Below are 21777 nucleotides of genomic sequence, written 5' to 3' on the forward strand. Positions count from 1 at the left end.
GTATAGCCGCAACATGAGGGTGTTTTTCCATGTTTTAGGTCTTTCGACAGTGTATCTTGAGAAGGTTCCGTCACGTATTTCATGAACCTGCAAGAAGAGCATTCCTGGATACATAGTTAAAACGCCGTTCACAGTGTTAGTAGATAGCAGAAATGTTTTAATCCTTCTGTTATTTATTATAAAAAAATAAGGGAGAGGAGAAATGCCGATGTTTAAGAAGCTGATGGGTGTAAGTGCACTGACTGTCATGATGCTTGGCAGTACGAGCTTTGGTGGGGAATCTATCTCCGCAGAAAATGCTGAATATCCGGAATGGAATAACAACCCGGAGATTTTTGAAGTGAACCGGGAGCCTGCACGTGCTGCGATTTCCTATTATAAGGATATTGCGTCAGCATTGAAGGATGATCAGAAGCAGTCGGAGTTTTATAAGACACTCAACGGGGAGTGGAAGTTTAACTGGGCGGAAAATCCAGACAAGCGACCTGAGGATTTTTATCAAGAGGGCTATGATGTGTCAGAATGGGACTCTATTCAAGTTCCGTCCAGCTGGCAGTTGAAGGGATATGGTCATCCAATTTACACGAACGTGACTTATCCATGGACAGGAGTAGAGAATCCGGCACCACCAAAGGCACCGACGAAGTTTAATCCGGTTGGGTCGTACAAAAAAGAATTTACTGTACCAGAAAATTGGAATGGTGATCCGGTTTATGTGTCATTTCAGGGTGTTGAGTCAGCATTTTATCTTTGGGTGAATGGAAAAAAAGTAGGATATAGTGAGGACAGTTTTACCCCTTCTGAATTCGACATTTCCGAATACATCAACCGCGAAGGAAAAAATACCATTTCTGTGGAGGTATATCGCTGGTCTGATGGAAGCTGGCTGGAGGATCAGGATTTTGTTCGTTTAAGCGGCATTTTCCGTGATGTTTATTTATATTCCACTCCAGATACGCATATGCGTGATCTTACTGTGACAACAGATCTTGATGAGAATTTTGAAGATGCCACGTTGAACGTAGAGGTAGATCTTAGTAAATATAGTGACAAGCAAGTAAATGGCCAAACAGTTGAAATGGATTTATACGATGAAAATAATGACAGCGTGTTAGATGGGCACTTACCGGGGAGGTTGCTTTTAATGGAGAGAAGCAGGTAGCTATAAAGAAAAACAAGCTTGTAGCTAATCCGAAAAAATGGTCAGCAGAGCATCCGAATTTGTATACATTGGTTGTCGCATTGAAGGATAGTGATGGAGAAATTATAGAAACAACAAGCACTAAGGTTGGCTTCCGTGAGTTTGAAATGCAAGATGGTCAGATGAAGCTTAATGGTAAAGCGATTACCTTGAAAGGGGTAAACCGCCATGAAATAGATCCATCTGACGGTCGTACGGTTTCCAGAGAGCGAATGATTGAAGATATTAAATTGATGAAAAAGCATAATATTAATGCGGTTCGTACTTCGCATTATCCGAATCAGACAGAATTTTATAAGTTAGCAGATGAGTACGGACTATATGTAATGGATGAGGCGAATTTGGAATCACATGGGAAACGCTTCGAGCTTCCGAAAAGTGATCCGCAATGGCTGCCAGCTTCCCTTGATCGAATGCGCAGCATGGTTGAGCGAGATAAAAATCATCCATCTGTATTGGTTTGGTCACTTGGGAATGAGGCAGGAAGTGGTACGACATTTCAGCACATGGCAGACTTAGCACGTGAGCTCGATCCAAGCCGAATGGTTCACTATGAAGGGGATACACGCTGGGCGGATATGGAGAGTGTGATGTATCCAGCAGTATCCTATGTCGAAAATTACGGAAAATCAGGTAGTGAAAAACCACTTTTATTAATTGAATATGCTCATGCGATGGGCAACAGTGTTGGTAATTTGTATCAATATTGGGATGCTATCGATAGTTATGATAATTTGCAGGGTGGATTTATTTGGGATTGGGTCGACCAAAATCTGTATGAACCGGTGCCAGGTAAGGAAGATGAATATTACCTTGCTTATGGTGGCGACTGGGGCGATAACCCGAATGATGGTAACTTCCTTGCGAATGGCCTTGTTTCTGCAGATCGAACGGTTCAGCCGGAACTAATGGAAGTAAAAAAGGTTTATCAGGATATCGAGGTACATGAAGAAGATGTGAGAAATGGTGTTATCAAACTAAAAAATGAGTTTCTTTTTACAAATGTAAGCAAATTTGATGCGCATTGGGAATTAAAGCAGGACGGTGAGGTTCTTCAGGAAGGTACACTTGACGACTTAGATATTAATCCAATGACGACGAAGGAAATTCAAGTACCAATGGAGCAGCCGTCCTTGGAGGCTGGTGCGGAGTATTATTTGAACATTAGCTTTAAGTTGAAAGAGGATACGAGCTGGGCTTCTAAAGGGCATGAAATTGCCGCAGAGCAGTTTAAAGTGCCATATGACGTTCCGGAGAAGCAGCCGGAAGCGATTGGTGATATGCCGGAGCTAGCTATTGATGAAGGAGATTCAGCAATTGCTATTGAGGGCAGTGGTTTTACATTGGACTTTAACAAAGAGACAGGGACAATTGATTCATTTAAGTTAGGTGGAAAAGATCTGCTGAAGAGCGGTCCACAGCCTGATTACTGGCGCGCACCAAATGAAAATGATGTAGGGAATGGCATGCCTTCACGAACAGGTACATGGCGTGATGCTGGTGCAAATCGAACAGTTACGGATGTTGAAGTAACGAAATATGGGGAGAATGCTGTGCGTATCCGTGTTTCAGGTACATTGCCAACTTCAACGGAATCAAAATACCAAACTGTTTATACCGTTTATGGAACGGGAGAGGTAGCAGTTAAAAACACATTAACACCTGGAAATGGTCTTCCTGAAATTCCTGCAGTTGGAATGGAATTAACATTGCCAGGGGAATTTGAGCAAATTAATTGGTATGGCCGAGGACCGGAAAGTAACTATTGGGATCGTAAAACCGGTTATCCAGTAGGCGTATACAACAGTACGGTTGATGATGAATTTTTTCCATATGCAATGCCACAGGAGACAAGTAATAAGACAGATGTGCGCTGGGTAACATTTACAAATGAAGATGGCACGGGTCTTATGGCAACAGGATTGCCGCTTATGGAATTTGGGGCACTTCATTACACGGAAAAGGACCTCGAAGACGCAGGTCATCCATATGAAATGGAGAAAAAGGATGATATTTTTGTAAACTTGAATTATCACCAGATGGGTCTTGGCGGCGACAACAGCTGGGGGGCACGTCCACATCCAGAGTATACATTGCAGTCAGATCAGTCCTATACCTCCAGTTACCGTTTGCGTCCAATTACCGCACAAGATTCAGCGATGGAATTAAGCAAGCGAGTGGTTACAGATGAGTTAGTAGACGGGATTACCATTGATGGAGAGGAATTGAAGAATTTTAATCCGAGTGTAAATGAATATACGAAGAAATTTTTAAATGGAACGAAGGATGAAATACCTCAAGTTGAAGTAAGTGCGATTAGTGATGACGCGGAGGTAGAGATCACCCAGGCGGATGCGTTGCCGGGTACAGCTGTTGTTAATGTGACCTCAGCAGATGGCTTGCTATCAGCGGAATATCGCATTCAATTTGAGGTTGTTGATGAACTTTATTTGAGTGACTTAGATTGGAAGGATGCCACGATTGGATGGGGATCGATCAAACGGGATGCGAGTGTGGATGGAAACAAACTAACATTAACAGGTGAATCCGAACCTGTTACTTATGAAAAAGGCCTTGGAACACACGCACACTCAGAGATTACGTATGATATCGCCGGGAAAGGCTATGAGACATTTCAATCCTATGTTGGGCTGGATCTAGAAGCGAATAATACGGGAACAATTAATTTCCAAGTCTTTGCAGATGGCGAAAAGTTATTTGAAAGTGGTGTCATGCGACGAGATACACCAGCAAAGCTTATCGATGTGGACATTACCGGTAAGGAGCAGTTGAAACTGGTTGTCACCGATGGTGGAGATAACAATGGGAATGACCATGCCGACTGGGCGGACGCTAAATTTATGGCAAAAACGGATGAAACAAAGCCGGAAGTTACTACTATGATGGACGGGCAAGAACTGAAAGCTGAAACGACGTTGTCTGTCACAGATGAGGTAAGCTTCACCTGGGAAGCGAGGGATGAAGATAGTGGAATAGACAAAGTAGCGGCAACCTTTGATGGAGAAGCATATGAACAAGGTACAGAGTTAAATTTAGCTAGAAAACCAGGCGAGCATCAGCTTGTGGTGACTGCTACAGATAAGGCAGGCAATACAGTTGAAGCAACGTATGTGTTGAAGGTAACTACGAGCGCGGCTGCGATGCAAGCATTGGTTGATCGTTATGCCGCAGAGGATGCATTTGATGCGGAGAAGGATGCTCGTCTGTTGAAACATCAATTGACTACCATTCAACTTTTTGAAGATAAAGAGGAGATGGAGAAGGCTCGGAAGCATTTACAGAGATTTACTATGCTATTAGATAAGCAGTACCAGCGTAATACGATGTCCGATGAAGTTTTTGAGGTGCTACAGGCAAATGCAGAGTATTTGCTGGAATTGTGGCAGTAAGCATATGATGTTTGATGCTTGTGATCATGGAACGGCCTGAAATTTTCCAGGATGACTCGCATCATCTAAAACCTGCGGCAAGTTAAATAGACTTGCCGTTTGGTTTTTTATTGGAGAGTTTGGGTAATCCGTTGGAAGGCGTGGGAATTAGCCGGAGCGCAGAATAATCGGCAGGAGAGTGTGGGAATCGGCCGAAGCGCGGAATAATTGGCAGGAGAGTGTGGGAATCGGCCGCAGAGCTTTTAGCTGATTTTATATGAATGTATAAAGAAAGGAGACGGGATAGTAATGAAATGGCGATGGAGGTTGGGTGTAATACTATTCACTGTGGTTTTTTTAGCGACGGGTTTTGCTGGGTCGAATGGACAGCAAGTCTATGCGTTGGATAATGGTTTGGCAAAGACACCGCCAATGGGGTGGAACAGTTGGAATTATTTCCGTTGTTATGATGTCAATGAAGAAGTGATTAAAGAGACTGCAGATGCAATGGTAGAAAGCGGTATGAAAGATGCTGGCTATGAATATGTGGTTATTGATGATTGCTGGCAAGCTTTGGAAAGAGATGATAATGGTAATTTACAGGCAAATCCGGAGCGCTTTCCAAGTGGTATTAAGGCACTTGCCGATTATGTGCATAAGCTGGGACTTAAATTAGGAATTTATGCTGTGCCGGGAACGGAGACCTGTGCCATGCATTGGGATGATTATCCTTCAGGTAAGATTGGCAGTTATGGACATGAGAAGCAGGATGCGAAGCAATTTGAAAAATGGGGTGTAGATTATCTGAAATATGATTGGTGCCGTGCAGATGTTACGGAAGGTCTGGAGCATATACCTGCATTTGAAAAAATGAGAGATGAACTGCAGGCATTGGATCGTCCTATCATTTATGGTATTTCTGAGTATGGAGATACAAAGCCTTGGGAATGGGCAAAGCCAATTGCAAATATGTGGCGTACCACGAGTGATATTCAAGCAAATTGGGGAAGCTTAATGACTATTTTGGATCAGCAAGTTGGTCTTTATAAATATGCTGGACCAGGGTATTGGAATGATCCCGACATGCTCCAGGTAGGTAATCCTGGTTTGTCTGAAACGGAGAATCGGGCACATTTTAGCTTATGGAGTATACTAGCCGCACCTTTAATGGCAGGAAATGATCTCCGTCATATGTCCACATCTACGGCAGAAATTCTATCAAATAAAGAAGTAACTGCAGTTAATCAGGACCTGATTGGCCTGCAAGGAAGAAAGATTCGTGACGATGGAGATAAAGAAGTATGGATGCGTCCGTTAGCAAATGGTGATCGAGCGATTGTTTTGCTAAATCGAGGACAAAAAGAAACGGAAATGAGTGTTAACATTACTGATCTAGGATTACCTCAGTCAAGCAGCACCTATTATGTACGTGACTTATGGGCACATGAAACAACCCAATCAACAGGCGAGATTCAAGCTTCTGTACCAGGTCATGGGGTGCAAATGTATCGAATTAGTCCTGCAGATCCAGTGGAAGCTTCAGAGAACGTACAGCATGTGAAAACCAGTGATAAGCAAGAAGTTTGGATAGAGTCATTAGAAGATGGAAGTATGCTTGTTACTCTGTTGAACCGTGGAGATAAAGAAGCAAACGTTGGTATTCATACCGATGAATTAAATATGGAGAAAAGTGGTGCGTATATTGTTGAAGATATTTGGTCAAAGGATAAAACAGCTGTTGCTAACACTATTAGGGGAAAAGTACAGGCCTATGATATAACGGTGTTGAAAGTGACGCCAGGTACTCCAGAGGATGCGCCTCCAGCTATACAGCAAGATCTTCAAGTTCCAGAAAAAATAGGAGAAGGAGAAACGAAGGAAGTTTCTTTAACTCTTACGAATAATGGTGTAGTTGCTGCGAATAATGTACAAGTTAATTTGGATGTTCCTAATGGATGGACAGTAGAACCTGTTTCAGAAACGGGATTTGCAACGATTCCACCAAGTTCAGAAAATCAGTCAGTCGAAGTCACTTGGAATGTCACTGCACCAACAAAGCTTTCAGCAGACACAGTTACATTTAATTCTGGCATCACATTTGAATATGGAAAAGCTGAGAAAAGCGCCAATGCTCAAACACAGGCTACATCAGAAATTACCCCAGCTCCGCCAAAGACAGATAGCTTTTTAAGTGACCTGCCATTTTATAAAGATACGATCAATGGCTGGGGACCGGTAGAAAGAGATAGGAGTGTAGGCGGTCAAGAAGCAGGTGATGGGAACACACTAACTATTAATGGCGAAACATTTGAAAAGGGACTTGGTGTTAATTCCAATTCGGAGGTTTCTTACTATATCGGGGGTAATTTTTCTACCTTCACCTCAGCTATTGGAATTGATGATGAAATGGTGTGGGAAGACGGCCAGGAAGGTGATGTTGTTTTTCAAGTATGGGGTGACGGCAAAAAACTTTATGACAGCGGATTGGTGACAGGTGATATGGAGACGAAGTATATTGATGTCGATATCACAGGGGTATCTGTTTTAAAGCTTGTAGTTACTGATGGTGATGATAACAATTGGTTTGACCATGCTGATTGGGCTAATGCCAAAATTATTGCAACCAATAATGGGGCAGACGAAACAGCACCAGAGCTTGAAGTCACTATGAATGGAAAGCTCGTTCAAGACCAAGTGTCCTTATCAGATACGGAGACGATCATGTTTACATGGAAGGCAACGGATGAAGGGAGTGGCATCGCTACTACAACTGCATCCTTTGCAGGAAAAGAATACGATAAGAATAAAGCGTTGCCTTTAGCAGGTAAGCCGGGAGAGCATGATTTCAGTGTAACAGCTGAGGATAAGGCAGGAAACATTACAAAGAAAACCTATCAAATAAATGTGAACACGAGTCCACAGGCTATGAGAACACATGTGGAGCGATTCGATCAAGCAGGTGCTTTCCAAGATACAAAGAATGTGCGGATACTTCAGCTTCATCTAACGACAATTAAGCAATATCTGGATAAAAACAATACAGCAAAAACACGTAAGCAACTAGATTCACTGGGTCAATTACTTGATTATTTGCAGGCTCAAGAAGAGATGTCTGATGATGCTTATCGTGTCTTAAAATCAGATACGAATTACTTGCTGGAAAGGCTGCAATAAAATAAGGAAAAATAGGAGTATAGATTTTTAGGTCACTTGTTAAATAAACTGAGTAATCTTTTCAAGTTAATTTTCCCAAACTATGTAAAAGAGAGGCATAGCCAATTGGTTATGCCTCTTTACCAGTAATCTACACTATTTTTATTTTAATAGGTAATTATATCCAATTTCAACAATTCTCACGGTTCGAATATCCTAATTCAGTTATTATACAGGTCACGAATTACGTGATATTTGGCTCATAGCAAAAATATGAAGTATATGGTAATTTAAATAATAGATAAAAAATACATATTTCAATCTACGATAATAGCCGCATAAATCCCTGACATGAAGCCATTTATAAGATGATTTCTCTGCATAGTTCCCTCAAGGACTTTTTATTCACTTCTAGTATAAAATACCTAAATATAGACATAATAATTTAAACATTATAAAAATAACAATATTTCTAAAATAAAAGACAATATCTGCATTGTGTAAGCGCTTCAATCCATGTAACCTTAATCTAAAGTGGATATAACCTGTTTAGTAATTTTCAAATAAACAAAGCAAAATCTACTAAGTAAGGGGTATCCAGCAAAGATAATTAGAGGGGAGGATAGTAGCGCCATTTTACGTACTTTTATCAGATCTACTCTATCATTCTGCAAGGAGGTTTCAGTGTGGACAATTTTTACAGAAAAAGAATATTTCCTATTTTCTGCGGCGTCTTGCTAGTGCTACCATTATTTTTGTTAAACATGGTAGCACCATTAAAAGCAGATGCAGCAGCTTCCAACCCATGGGAAACGATTTCCACTGGTGGGAATGAAGTGAACAAGGTTGTCGAACAAAACGGAGATTCCTATGTACGTCTTGGTACTGGCGAGGGAAACAATAATGGGGATAACCCGGCAATTTTCCGTCATCAAGATGCCACGGGACAGGAGAAAGGTGTCATGGAGTATACCTTTATTCCAGAGACAGAGGGGAAGACGACCCGTTTTGGCTTTTTTACTCATTATGAAGATCCGAATAACTTTGTTTTTGTTGGCTATGATGCACTTGGCTGGTTTTACCAATATAAATACCAGGGTGAAGGAGATTATCTTCGCGAAAGACCAGAGGTAGCTTTGCCGCAGCCTGGTAAAGAATATACGTTAAAGATCGATTATGATGGAACAGCGTTGAACGCTTCATTAAATGGAAAAGATCTTTTTGGCAATGTACAACTAAATGAAGCTGTTGCTAATTTGACCACTCAACCGGAAGCGTTACGTCTTGGTAAATATGGTGACCAGGATACAAAAGTCCTCATTAAAACAGACATAGGTATTGTGGATGACAAGCTGGAAGAAGGGGACTTAAATATTATCCAAGGAGACGGCACACTTACTTACAACGAGGATGGTTCTGCAACTTTTGGTGTCACCTCTACTGCAAAAAATAAAGTAGTTTACGATAACATGGAACCAATTAAGAATGGTGTTTTTGAAGCAGATATTCAAGCAGATAAGGATTTAAATCGTTTTGGTGTCATCTATCGAGTTCAGGACTCTTCCACGTATACATACGTCGGAACTGGTGATGCAAATGATCAGTACTTTAGCGAAATTTTCTTACCGGAAAACAGCTGGACTGCGATGACAAAAGGTATTCCGCTACAAGCTGATCAGTCTTACCATTTACGCGTTAAATTCATCAATGATACTGCAACACTTTACGTGGATGGAGAGAAAATAGATTCCTGGTCGCAGCCTGATGGTGTAGACGAGGCTGGCTTGCTTGGTTTTGAGAAGAGCCGTGGCGCAGCAAATGTTACTATTTCGAATGTGAAAATTACAGAAAGCTCTGCACCGGAAGCTCCGGATACCGAACCAATTGAGAATACTCTTTCATCAGACGAGATGGAGGTAACGATTGATGAAGTATTTCCGCGAGTTATTAATTATAACGTTGATGGAAAAGTGATGCATGGACAAGAATCTCCTGTGTATGGGTTGAACATCAATGGCATGCTTTATTATCCGGAGGTAGCTTTTGAAAAAGTCAGCGACAATGAAGCAGTTTATACCATGTCTGTTACGGATTTGGATGAAAAGCTTGATGCTGAATTCAAACTATCCTTGAAGGTGGAGGATAATAAAGTTGTTTACAGCTTTGATGAAATCACCAATAAAGCAGATGCACCAATTGAAACGATCGATTTTGCTGATATGAACTTTATTTCCGTAAATGCGGAGGATGGAGATGCAAAAGCAAAATTGACTAATCTAAGTAGTGATATTACCAAGCCGGGTGATACGTCGGTAACAGTGGATGCAGAAATGCAGGATGTTGGGACATCGAAAAGCTATTACACTGCATTTTTATCAACAGATGAATTGAGTGCTGGTGTATGGTCAAGCTCGGAAGTGAATGGATATAAAAACCTGATTGCCAACCGCTTTGAAAATGAAGCTGGTGTAAAAGCAATGGGGATTGGCTCAAGTACACTTTATTATCATCGTGAATTTATGCCGGAACCATCTTCCAATAAGCCGACAATCAAAATTGTAATTACCGAGGATACGAATGGTGATGAGGAGATTGATTGGCAGGATGCGGCTATTGAATATCGTGATTTAATGAAGGATATAAAAGGCGCAGACAATGTAAATAATACAGTCGGCACAAGAATTGCAATGAACTTCGGTTCTCAAGCACAGCAGCCATTCTTAAAAACATTGGATAATGTGAAGAAAGTGGCGCTTGCAACAGATGGAATGGGACAAGCTGTTTTATTAAAAGGATATGGAAATGAAGGGCATGACAGTGCACATCCAGATTATGGTGATGTCGGAGCGCGTATGGGCGGAGCAGCTGACTTACAAACGCTTATCGAGGAAGGACATCAATATAACACGGAGTTTGGTGTGCATATTAACGCACAGGAATCCTATCCGGAAGCAGATGCGTTTAGTGAAGAACTAATTAACAGTCCGGGTTCCAAGGGCTGGGGCTGGCTCGATCAGTCGTATACAATTAATAAATTACGCGATTTATACTCAGGTGCTCGTGCTGAACGAATGGATGCGTTAGCTGAAGCTGCACCAGGTCTTGACTTTATCTATTTAGATGTTTGGTATCAGGACCAGTGGGAATCCAACCGTGTTGCTGAGCAAATTATGGACAGAGGCTGGAGAATGACAACAGAGTTTGGTACAGCTGTTGCCAATTACTCTACTTGGCAGCATTGGGCTACAGATAAGAACTATGGTGGTCCCGAAAATAAAGGAATTAACTCGGATGTACTTCGCTTTATCGGCAACCACCAGAAGGATTCATGGGTGTTAAACTGGCCGGAAGCAGGTGGTACAGCTGATCATCCATTACTCGGCGGATTTGAGCTGGCTGGTTTTGAAGGCTGGCAATCAGATAAGAACTTTGATCATTTCATCCGCAAAACTTTTGATACAAACGTACCTACAAAGTTTTTACAAAAGTATTATGTAACAGATTGGGAGAAGACAGAAGGAGACCCAACGGAGACGAATTTGGAAAAAGAAATCACTCTTAAAGACCCAAGCAATGACGATACGGTTATTGTTAAGAGGAAGGATGACTCCAGAGAACGTATTATTACCCTAAATGGCAATGTTGTTCTTGATGGTGATACGTATTTGATTCCATGGGTAGAGCAGGATTTCGAAACACCTACACCTGATTCCGAGAAGTTGTATCACTGGAATAAAGAAGGTGGCGAAACTACATGGACATTGCCTGATGAGCACAATGAAGTTTCTACAGTGGATGTCTATAAACTGACAGATCAAGGTAGAACTGAAAAGCAAACCATTGATGTAACCGATCATCAAATTACGTTACAAGCGGAAGCTGCAACACCATACATTGTCGTTGCAGGAGAAGATGAAGGCGTGGCGATTGATCAATGGGGTACGGAAAATCTTTATGATGGTGGCTTTAACACAGGGACGATTGATGATGAACATACGACTGTAGAAGGCGACGCGGATGCAGTTAGTGTCATTCGTACAGATCAAAAAGATGATGCACGCAACCTAAGTAGCGGTGACTACTATCTGAATTTTGATAGTCCGACAAAGGATACCGCAGTTACCCGGACATTGAAAAATCTTGAGCCAGGGAAAGAATATGTTGCTGAAGTGTATGTCGAAAATGCCAGCGATGTGAAAGCATCAATCAAGGTAAATGGCGCTAAAAAAGATGTAAGCAATTACACATTAAGAAGCTTACAAAAGAATTATGTAAAAGCAGATTCACATGCAACGAATGATGGCTACAACAGTAAGATGCAACGTATGCAAGTAAGCTTTACAGCGGAGAGCGAAACGGCAGAATTGGTTCTTCATCGTAAAGCTGGAGAAGGTATGACAAAGTTTGATGAAGTACGTGTTGTTCAAAAAGCTTTAGACAACTATAAAGCGGACAATGTTTTTGAACAGGATTTTGAAAATGTATTGCAAGGGATTTACCCATTCGTTATTGGAAATACAGAAGGTGTGAATGACAACCGTATTCACTTGGCTGAGCTGCATGCACCTTATACGCAAAAAGGCTGGGCAGACAAGAAGGTTGTCGATGATGTGCTTGATGGCAACTGGTCAGTGAAAGTAAATACAGGCAACAGTGGTTTAGTGTATCGCACCATTCCACAGCATTTCCATTTTGAAGCGGATACAACGTATAAAGTGAGCTTTGATTATCAGACAACTGCTGACTCTTATCGTTTCATTGCAGGTGATCAGGCAATTGACGTACGTAGCATTGACCAAGCAAAAGGCTTGCAATCAAATGATAAACTAGCAGCAGCAACAGAAACGAAGACAGCGGAATTCACAATCAAGGGATCTGAAAACGGACAAACATATATCGGTATCTTTAATGATGGCACAAGCTTGAATATGGATACAGGTGCAGGAACATTTATGCTGGATAATCTGCGTATTGAGCAGGTATCCCCAGTACTTGAGGTTTCCGACAAAACGATCACAGCAGGTGATGAGCTTGATTTGTCCTCACTTATTGAGGTCGCCCGGGATGTGGAAGGAAATGACCGTTCAGCAGATGTAGTAATTGACGAAGGCGATTTTGATGCATCAACGCCAGGCACGTATGAAATCACGTACACGTTACATGTCGACGGCTATGATGAGGTTGTGGCAACCGCAACAGTGACAGTAGAAGCACCACCAATCTCCAGTGCAACAGATTTAAAAGAACAGTTGGACCAATTGGAGGCAGATGGCGAATTTGCCAACAAAGGAGCAGCACGCTCATTACATGTTCATCTTTCTACTGTTGAGCGTTTTGAGAAGAAAGATCAAGCAGAGAAAGTGGTTAAGCACTTAAAAGGATTTGAAAAATTACTCGATAATCATATTGAGAAAGAGTTACTATCTGAAAAAGCATATACGACATTAAAAATAGGCACCGAGACATTACTTGATAAGTGGAAGTAATCTCATAAACACAAGCTTCTCTGTGACACATATAGGGTCATAGGGAAGCTTGTAATCTATTAAAAAATAGGGAGGAAATTATTTTGGGTATTAAAAAACAATTGGGAATGGGAATTATGTCTGCAGCACTTGGAATCTCGTTAATCGGTGGAGGAACGTATGCCTACTTTAGTGATAGTGAGCAAACGAGCAATACGTTTGCTGCAGGTACATTGGACTTATCTGTCAATCCGACTGCGATCGTGGATGTTGATGATCTGCAGCCTGGTTCATCGATTACACGTAATTTTGAATTACAGAATAATGGGTCATTGGATATCCGCAAAGTGTATTTGGAGTCAGCTTATACAGTAAATGATGCACATAACAACAATACAGAGGATTTCGGGGAGCATATTCAGGTGCAGTTTTTATACAATGCCGATAAGTTTGATGAGGTAATATTTGAAACAACTTTGGCAGAATTAAAAGATATGAGTCCGGAAGCAGTGAACGAAAGTATTTTCTATCCGGAATTTGGAGAGCAGGGTCTGGAGGCTGGTTCTGTTGATGATTTAACGGTTAAATTTAATTTCCTTGATAATGGCGGAGATCAAAACCAATTCCAGGGTGATTCTCTGCAGCTTAATTGGACATTTAATGCGGAGCAAGGAGAAAGTGAAGAGAAATAAGTTGATAGTAGCGGAGGGAGACAGGAATGCTCTCTTCGCTAATTTTGCTCATTTCAGACATCGCATTTGCCATCTTCCATTCCAATCAATAGGTATGAGCTTTAGTTAAAAGGAGGTTTATTGTTTGAAAAAATGGCATGTTATTTTACTGACGTCTTTTCTATTGGTCACCCCATTTTCTGCTATAACCGTGAAGGCAGAGGAGGGGACTGGTAAATCACCCTACGAAATTTATCCACTTCCGCAGAATGAAACAGATTTAGGAACAGCGTTTACACTTACCGATGAAGTAAATGTGGTGGTGGAAGAGAGTATTGACGAACCGACGAGGAAGTTTTTAAAAGAAATTCTAACTTCTGCATCCATTGGTTTTACAATTTCTGAGGAGACTGTTTCTGATCGCACCAATATTTTAATCGGAATAAAAGGCTCCAATGGGTATGTAGATACTTATTTTAATGACCATATCCAATATGATTCTACTATTTTTAAAGAAATAGACCCATATGTGTTAACAATAGACAAACAATTAGAGGAAATGGGATCGATTGCGATTCTTGGAGAAGATACGGATGCAGCCTATTACGGGCTGGAAAGTTTAAAAATGATTATGGATCAGCTTGCAGATAAAAAAGTCCATTCCATGAGATATGAGGATTATGCCGATACGAAATGGCGCGGATTTATTGAAGGCTTTTACGGCTTTCCATGGTCCCATGAAGCACGAAAAAGCTTAATGGAATATGGTGGAAGCATAAAAATGAATGCATATATTTATGGTCCAAAAAATGAGAAATACCACAATAGTGAGTGGCGAAAACTGTACCCGGAAGAAGAATTGGCGAAAATTGAAGATCTGGCTCAAACCGGATATGAAACGAAAACAGAATTTATTTGGGCCATTCATCCTGGATTCAATATGATTGATTGGAACAATTATGATCAGGAGATGGAAAAGCTTTTTGCGAAATTTGAACAAATGTATGGTGCAGGTGTGCGCCAGTTTGGTTTATTCATGGACGACATTAGTACAGCACAGGCATTAAAAGATAAGGATAAGCATGTGAAATTAATTACTGATATTGCAAACTGGGTGGAAGCAAAAGGGGATGTTAAACCATTAGTTTATACACCGCCATTTTACAACCAGTCATGGACAGGATCTTATGGTAAGCCGTATTTAGAGGCATTGCGAGATGTACCTGAAAACGTAGAAATTATGTGGACGGGAAGTGGTGTTGCTGGAACGGTAAATGAACAGGATATGCAGTGGGTCAAAGACATTATTGGACGCGATCCGTTTGTATGGCTGAATTGGCCTGTAAATGATTACGTAAATTCTCGTTTAATGCTTGGCAAAGGGGAGGTACTGGAGCCTGGTACCCATAACATTTCCGGCGTCGTTTCCAATCCGATGCGTTGGGCGGAGCTCTCGAAAATAGCGTTATTTGCAGTTGCAGATTTCACATGGAATGTCGATGCATTTGATGCTGAACAGAGTTGGCTTGACTCATTTGACTATATTGCGCCAAATGTTGCATCTGAGTTGAATACGATTGCCTATCATTTAAGTGATCCATCACCAAGCACACATGGGCTCGTTGTTGGCGAATCAGAAAACATAAAGGAAGAATTAAATACATTTCGAGATAAATTTGCCAACGGTGAATCTGTTGAGGCAGTTGGTCAGCAGTTAATGGATGAATTTGACAAGATTCTCGAGGCAATTAACGGTTTCCGCGAAAAAAGTACGAATGAGCAAATGGTGAAAGAAATAACCCCATGGCTTCATAGTTTGGAGAACGTGGTGAAGGCTGATAAACATGCAGTCCAGTCTGTTCTGGCATTGCAAAATGAGGATATGAATACAGCGTGGGAGGCACTGGGGGAGGCTTCTGCGGCATTAACTGCGTCTAAAACATTTACAATTGAAAAACTCAATTCCCCTGACGTGACAGTAGAAGCTGGTGCCAAGCGATTGGTCCCATTTGCGAAAGAGTTAATTAACAAGCTGGATGCTAAAATCTATCAAACTATCAATCCGGGAGCAACGGTAAGAGTTCCAATAACCTCCTATAATCATTCTGATTTAGGTGCAATGGTAGATGGTGATCCGGAGAGCCTGACATATATTAAAACATTGCAGGAAAACGGCGATTGGTATGGCGTGGATCTTGGAAAGAAGGTTCCGGTAACAGATATCCATATTTTACAAGGCAGAAATAATGACGACCATGATATTTTCCATAAGGGAATACTTGAATATTCAACGGATGGTGAGAGTTGGACAGCAATTGGTGAGGAGCGTTCCGGCTATAAGGTAGAGGCAGATCATCTTGAATTAGAAGCACGGTATATTCGTTATCGACTGACACATGCGGGCGTACCAGGTGGAAAGCCAGACTTGTGGACAGCTATCCGGGAATTTACAGTGAATAAAAATAGCGAGGAGGCACGTTTTTACTCCAATATCGATGGGCTTCAAGCGGAAGTGGAGAGTACAACCACGGAAGCAAGCTTAAAAAATCTGTCAGAGATAATGTTGAGGCCATCCGAATATGTGGGAATTGCGTTGCCGGGATTGGAGAAAATTAAATCCATTGAGCTGGACCGTTCCACAACAGATGCTACCCTTCAAGTATCGGAAAACGGTGTGGAGTGGGAAGAAATCAGCAAGGAAGGACCTTACCCAAATGCTGCTTATGTACGTCTGATAAATAACACCGAAGAAGAAATTACTTTTGATCTGCCAAAGCTGCAGATCGCCTTCAATAAATTTGTCGAGCCTACGGTGTCTCATAATTATGAAAGTATATACCAAGGCAAACAAGAGAATTTGTATGATGGTGATTTGACAACGAAAACTTGGTTCGGCGGGATGCAGGACAAGGGCAAATATGTCCAAGTAGATATGGGTGGTCTGGTTGACGTCAATGATATAGCTTTGGTGATTAACGACGGAGAAGGGGATTACTTTCGAAAAGGTGATCTGCAAATTTCTGAAGATGGGGAAACATGGGAAACCATTCACTCCTTTGAAAATCCAGGTGATCGCAGTTTGAATTTCCCTGATCATGAAGTCCCTTATCGTTATAAACGTGTAGAGGTGGGTGGCCAACAAGCACGCTATATCCGGTTGATTTCAACGGAAAGCCATCAAATGTGGTTAGGATTAAATGAAATCATTGTCAATGAAGGGATGGAAAAGCCTGGTCCAGAAAACCTCGCAGTGCAAGCAGAACCAAAAGGGACTGCTGGAAATGAAGAAGCTCATGTGATCGATGGCAAGCTAGCTACGTTCTATACACCGAAAGGCGATTCACAGGCTGGGCAGTTGATTTACAAACTTACACAGGAAACGAAGGTTGGAGAACTTTTGATTCTGCAAAATCCGCAAGCAATTTCAAATGCAGAGGTTTCCATAAGAGATTTGGATGGTTGGCATAAGGTTGGTAGCCTGTCTCAATCACTAACAGAGCTGGATACCTCTCGTTACGAGCATGTACTGGAAGTGAGGGTGGAATGGGCTGGAGATGTGAAGCCCCAGATCCACGAAATTATCCCAGTCAGTGAAAAGGTGGAGGAGCCAGTTGTAGCGAGCGTTGCTGATGTGAAAGCATTAGTGAAGCAATTTGCAGAAGCAGGAGAGATCACCGATGAGGAAGCTGTTCGGAGGCTGGACATGCATTTGACAACAGTAGAGCGCTTTGAAAAGGATGAGAATGTAGGGAAACTAGTAAAACATTTACAAGGCTTTAAACAGATGATTGCTTATTATTATCAGCAAGGGCAAATTAGTGATCTGGCAAATGCTGAATTGGATAGAGCGGCAGATGTGCTGATTGGGAAGTATGAGTAAGCTGTTGAGGAGGGCTTGTGCTGTCTCGGTAGTGAGAGTATGAGTCTCGGCAGGAGGGGCAAGTGTCTCAATTGAAGCGGTAGCTGTCTCGGTAGCGGAGTTCCCCGTCTCGGCTGTCTGCTCGGCAATGTCACCACAGCTCAGCACATTACTACTTAAACAGTTGGTTAATTTCCTGCAGTATTAACTCAAACAGGCTAGAGCGAAAGGAAAGAACAAACAAGGGAAGTGCAGATATTTCTCTGCATTTCCCATCCAAAAGGAGGATGTGTTCTTTTGAAAAAGCGGTATTTTTATTTGTTGATGCTTCTATTACTTTTGTTACCACTTTCCACTGCAGCTGAAAGTCAGGCAGAAGAAAAATATGAAATTTACCCTATACCTCAAAATGAAAAAGATTTAGGAACAGATTTTACACTTACAAATGAAGTGAACCTTGTGGCAGAGGATGGGATTGATACACCGACAAAGGAGTTTTTAGAGGGGATTCTTTCCTCTAAATCGATTGAGGTAAATACTTCAAACCAAATTGTCCCTGGTCAAACGAATATTTTACTTGGTACAAAGGGGTCCAATGGATATGTAGACAATTATTTTAATGAAAACATAGCCTATGATTCTACTATTTTTGAAAAAATCGATCCGTACGTGTTAGCAATGGCTACAGATTTAGAAGAGAATGGTACGATTGCCATTCTTGGAAAAGATACAGAATCCGCTTTTTACGGCTTGGAAACATTGAAAATGATCACGGATCAAATTTCTGGAAAGAAGATTCATGCAATGCAGTACGAGGATTATGCTGATAGCAAGTGGCGTGGATTTATCGAAGGATTTTACGGTTTTCCTTGGTCACATGAATCACGGATCAGTTTAATGGAGTTTGGCGGCAAGATTAAAATGAATGCCTACATCTACGGTCCGAAAGATGAAAAATATCATAACAGCCAATGGAGGAAGCCGTATCCGGAAGAGGAGCTTGCAAAGATTCAGGAGCTTGCCGAAGTTGGACATAAGACGAAGACACAATTTATATGGGCGATTCACCCTGGTTTTAGCATGATTGACTGGGACAATTATGATCAGGAATTAGAAACATTATTGGCAAAGCTGGACCAGGTATATGGTGCAGGTGTACGGCAATTCGGTTTGTTTATGGATGATATCAGTACTGCGCAATCATTAAAGGATACAGAAAAACATATGAAGCTCGTTAAAGATATCGCTGATTGGGTGGAGGCTAAAGGTGATGTAAAACCACTTATTTACACACCGCCATTTTACAATAAAGCATGGACGGGTGAGGCAGGAAAGCCTTATTTGGAAGCAATGAGCACACTGCCAAAAGATGTAGAAATTATGTGGACAGGCGACGATGTCATTGGCACTGTAAATCAGCCTGATATGCAATGGGTGAAGGATTTTATTGGTCGGGACCCGTTTGTATGGTTGAACTGGCCAGTTAATGGGTATGCAGGATCAAGGTTATTGCTTGGAGAAGGAGAGCATTTTCTTGAAAAAGGTACACATAATATTTCAGGAGTTGTTTCCAATCCACTTGAACAAGCTGAGTTATCTAAGGTAGCTATTTTTGCTGTAGGTGACTTTGCATGGAATGTCGATGATTACAATAGTAAGCAAAGCTGGGAGGATTCTTTTAATTATATTGCACCGAATGCTGCGTCAGAATTAAGAACAATTGCACACCATGCAAGTGATCCATCACCAAATCGACGAGGCGTTGTATTGGAGGAATCCGAAAATATAAAGGTTGAGCTTGATGAATTTATGAGTAAATTTCAACAAGAGGAACCCGTTGAGGTAATTGGAGAGCAGCTAATTGATGAATTTAATCAAATTTTGGATGCCATTACTGGCTTTAGAGAAAAAAGCACGAATGAGCAAATGCGAAAGGAAATAGAACCATGGCTGAACAGCTTGGAAGAAGTCGTTCAAGCAGATAAATATGCAGTTCAATCGGCAATCGCTTTTCAAGGAGATGATTTAAACACCGCCTGGGAAGAATTGGGGAAAGCAGCCAATGCCATGGATAGGTCGACTACATTTCCTATAGAGAAATATAACGGCAAGGATGTCCCAGCTGAAATTGGAGCGAAACGTCTTGTTCCATTTGCTAATAAACTGATTAAGCAATTAGATGCTGACATCCATCTCGAGATAGATCCGGAAGCTATGGCCAATATTCCCACCTCCTCTTATGAAGGTCAAAATCTGGATAATATGGTAGATGAAGATCCAGATACGTATGCATATGTAAAGGTTCTTCAGAAAAATGGGGACTGGTATGGTCTGGATCTTGGAAAAACGGTGGCAGTCAAAGATATTCAGATCGTTCAAGGAAGAAACAATAATGATCATGATATTTTTCATCGAGGAATCCTTGAGTATTCTACAGATGGTGAAAGCTGGCAGGCGATTGGTGAGGAACAATCTGGCTATAACGTAGAGGTGAATAATGTAGAAATTGAAGCACGCTATGTCCGTTATCGATTAACACATGCAGGCGTCCCTGGTGGCAAAGATGATTTATGGACAGCAGTTAGAGATTTTCGTGTTAATGGAAAACAGGCGACAAGTCAGATATATACAAATGTTGCCGCATTACAGGAGATAGAAGTGAAAACAGAGGAAAACCTCACAAAAATACAGGATGTTCCAGCAATTACGTTGAAACCGTCAGACTATATTGGTGTCTCCCTACAAACTATTGAGCAGATTAAGGAAATTTATTTTCAAGGAACAACAGATAAGTTAACACTTGAGGTCTCTGGAAATGGCGTCGAATGGCAGGAGATAGCTGAAGAAAATTCTTATCCAAATGCTGCGTATGTTCGGTTGATTAATAAAACAGATAAAGCAATTACCTTCGATTTAGAGCAATTCACTATCCAAACAGAAACATTTACAGAACCTGTTGTATCCCATAACTACCCAGGCACGTATACAGGGAAGGCACCTGATCTGTACGATGGTGATTGGGATAGTAAAGTTTGGTTTAACGGCAGTCAGGATGCAGGAAGGTATGTACAAGTCGACATGGGTGGACTCATTCATGTGAAAGATATTGCAGTCGTGATTGATGACGGTGAAGGTGATTATTTCCGGCAGGGAGACCTGCAGATTTCCAAGGATGGGGAAACATGGAAAACCATTCATACGTTTGAAAATCCAGGGGACAGAAGTTTAAACTTCCCGGATCATGAAGCACCATACCGACTCAAGCGGGTGCAAGTGGACAATGAAGAGGCAAGATTTGTCCGACTTGTATCGACAGAGAAGAACAGCAAATGGCTGGCGTTGAATGAAATTATCGTCAATGAAGGCATGGAAAAACCGGGAACAAAAAATCTTACTGTACAAGCAGAGCCAAAAGGTGCACCCGGAAATGAAGCAGCCCAAGTAATCGATGGCAAGTTAGCTACATTTTATACACCAGAAGGAGACGCTCAGGCTGGCCAGTTGAATTACAAGCTTTCTGAGAACACGAAGGTTGGTGAGCTCCTGATTCTGCAAAGTCCACAGGCGATTTCGGATGCGGAAGTTTTTATTAGAGACTTGGATGGTTGGCATAATGTCGGCAGCCTGTCTCAATCACTAACAGAGCTGGACACTTCTGGTTACGAGCATGTACTGGAAATAAAGATAGAATGGTCTGGCGCTGTGAAGCCACAGATCCATGAAATTATCCCTGTAAGGAAAAAGGCTGAGGAGCAGCTGTAGAAAGTGTTGCTGATTTGAAAGCATTAGTGAAGCAATTTGGTGAAGCAGGAGAGATCACGGATGAGGAAGCTGTCCGGAAACTGGATACGCATTTAACAACTGTAGAGCTACTTGAAAAGGATGAGAATGTAGGAAAACTAGTAAAACATTTGCAAGGTTTTAAGCAGTTGCTTGCTTATTATCATCAGCAAGGAAAGATTATTGATCTGGCATATGAAGAGCTGAATAAGGCTACAGAAGCATTGATTGTGAAGTATGAATAAATGGCTCAATCCAG

At 41.5% G+C, this 21777-nt stretch carries 8 protein-coding genes; all 8 read left to right on the forward strand.

Annotated features, from left to right (window positions below):
- Nucleotides 1-208 precede the first annotated feature (208 nt).
- The 8 genes from JCM12304_RS19725 (at nt 209) to JCM12304_RS19975 (ending at nt 21763) form a co-directional block, all read left to right on the forward strand.
- The gene (locus JCM12304_RS19725) at nt 209-1162 is read left to right on the forward strand and encodes a sugar-binding domain-containing protein (protein WP_060679314.1); all 954 of its coding nucleotides are present in this window, start codon (nt 209-211) and stop codon (nt 1160-1162) included.
- A 2-nt stretch (nt 1163-1164) separates the two neighbouring features.
- Nucleotides 1165-4611 (forward strand): glycoside hydrolase family 2 TIM barrel-domain containing protein, encoded by a 3447-nt coding sequence (locus JCM12304_RS06970; protein WP_218185775.1) that lies wholly within the window; start codon nt 1165-1167, stop codon nt 4609-4611.
- A gap of 288 nt (nt 4612-4899) precedes the next feature.
- On the forward strand, nt 4900-7764 hold the full coding sequence (locus JCM12304_RS19010) for an NPCBM/NEW2 domain-containing protein (protein ID WP_082388000.1): 2865 nt from the start codon (nt 4900-4902) through the stop codon (nt 7762-7764).
- 665 nt (nt 7765-8429) lie between these two features.
- The gene (locus tag JCM12304_RS06980; RefSeq protein ID WP_060679318.1) at nt 8430-13229 is read left to right on the forward strand and encodes an endo-alpha-N-acetylgalactosaminidase family protein; all 4800 of its coding nucleotides are present in this window, start codon (nt 8430-8432) and stop codon (nt 13227-13229) included.
- Between the two features lie 83 nt (nt 13230-13312).
- A complete protein-coding gene (locus JCM12304_RS06985) occupies nt 13313-13900 on the forward strand; it encodes a CalY family protein (RefSeq protein ID WP_060679320.1) in 588 nt (195 codons plus the stop codon).
- Nucleotides 13901-14024: 124 nt separating this feature from the next.
- The gene (locus JCM12304_RS06990; protein ID WP_019377445.1) at nt 14025-17759 is read left to right on the forward strand and encodes a glycoside hydrolase family 84 protein; all 3735 of its coding nucleotides are present in this window, start codon (nt 14025-14027) and stop codon (nt 17757-17759) included.
- A gap of 276 nt (nt 17760-18035) precedes the next feature.
- On the forward strand, nt 18036-21500 hold the full coding sequence (locus JCM12304_RS06995) for a glycoside hydrolase family 84 protein (protein WP_060679321.1): 3465 nt from the start codon (nt 18036-18038) through the stop codon (nt 21498-21500).
- A gap of 14 nt (nt 21501-21514) precedes the next feature.
- Nucleotides 21515-21763 carry an FIMAH domain-containing protein gene (locus JCM12304_RS19975; RefSeq protein WP_060679323.1) on the forward strand — a complete coding sequence of 83 codons (249 nt, stop codon included), beginning with the start codon at nt 21515-21517 and terminating at the stop codon, nt 21761-21763.
- The last annotated feature ends 14 nt before the right edge of the window (nt 21764-21777 follow it).

This window comes from Virgibacillus halodenitrificans JCM 12304, from assembly GCF_001310895.1.
GTDB lineage: Bacteria > Bacillota > Bacilli > Bacillales > Amphibacillaceae > Virgibacillus_Q > Virgibacillus_Q halodenitrificans.

Coding starts and splice junctions, on each gene's coding strand:
- JCM12304_RS19725 (WP_060679314.1), top strand. CDS start 209: ATGTTTAAGAAGCTGATGGGTGTAAGTGCACTGACTGTCATGATGCTT.
- JCM12304_RS19010 (WP_082388000.1), top strand. CDS start 4,900: ATGAAATGGCGATGGAGGTTGGGTGTAATACTATTCACTGTGGTTTTT.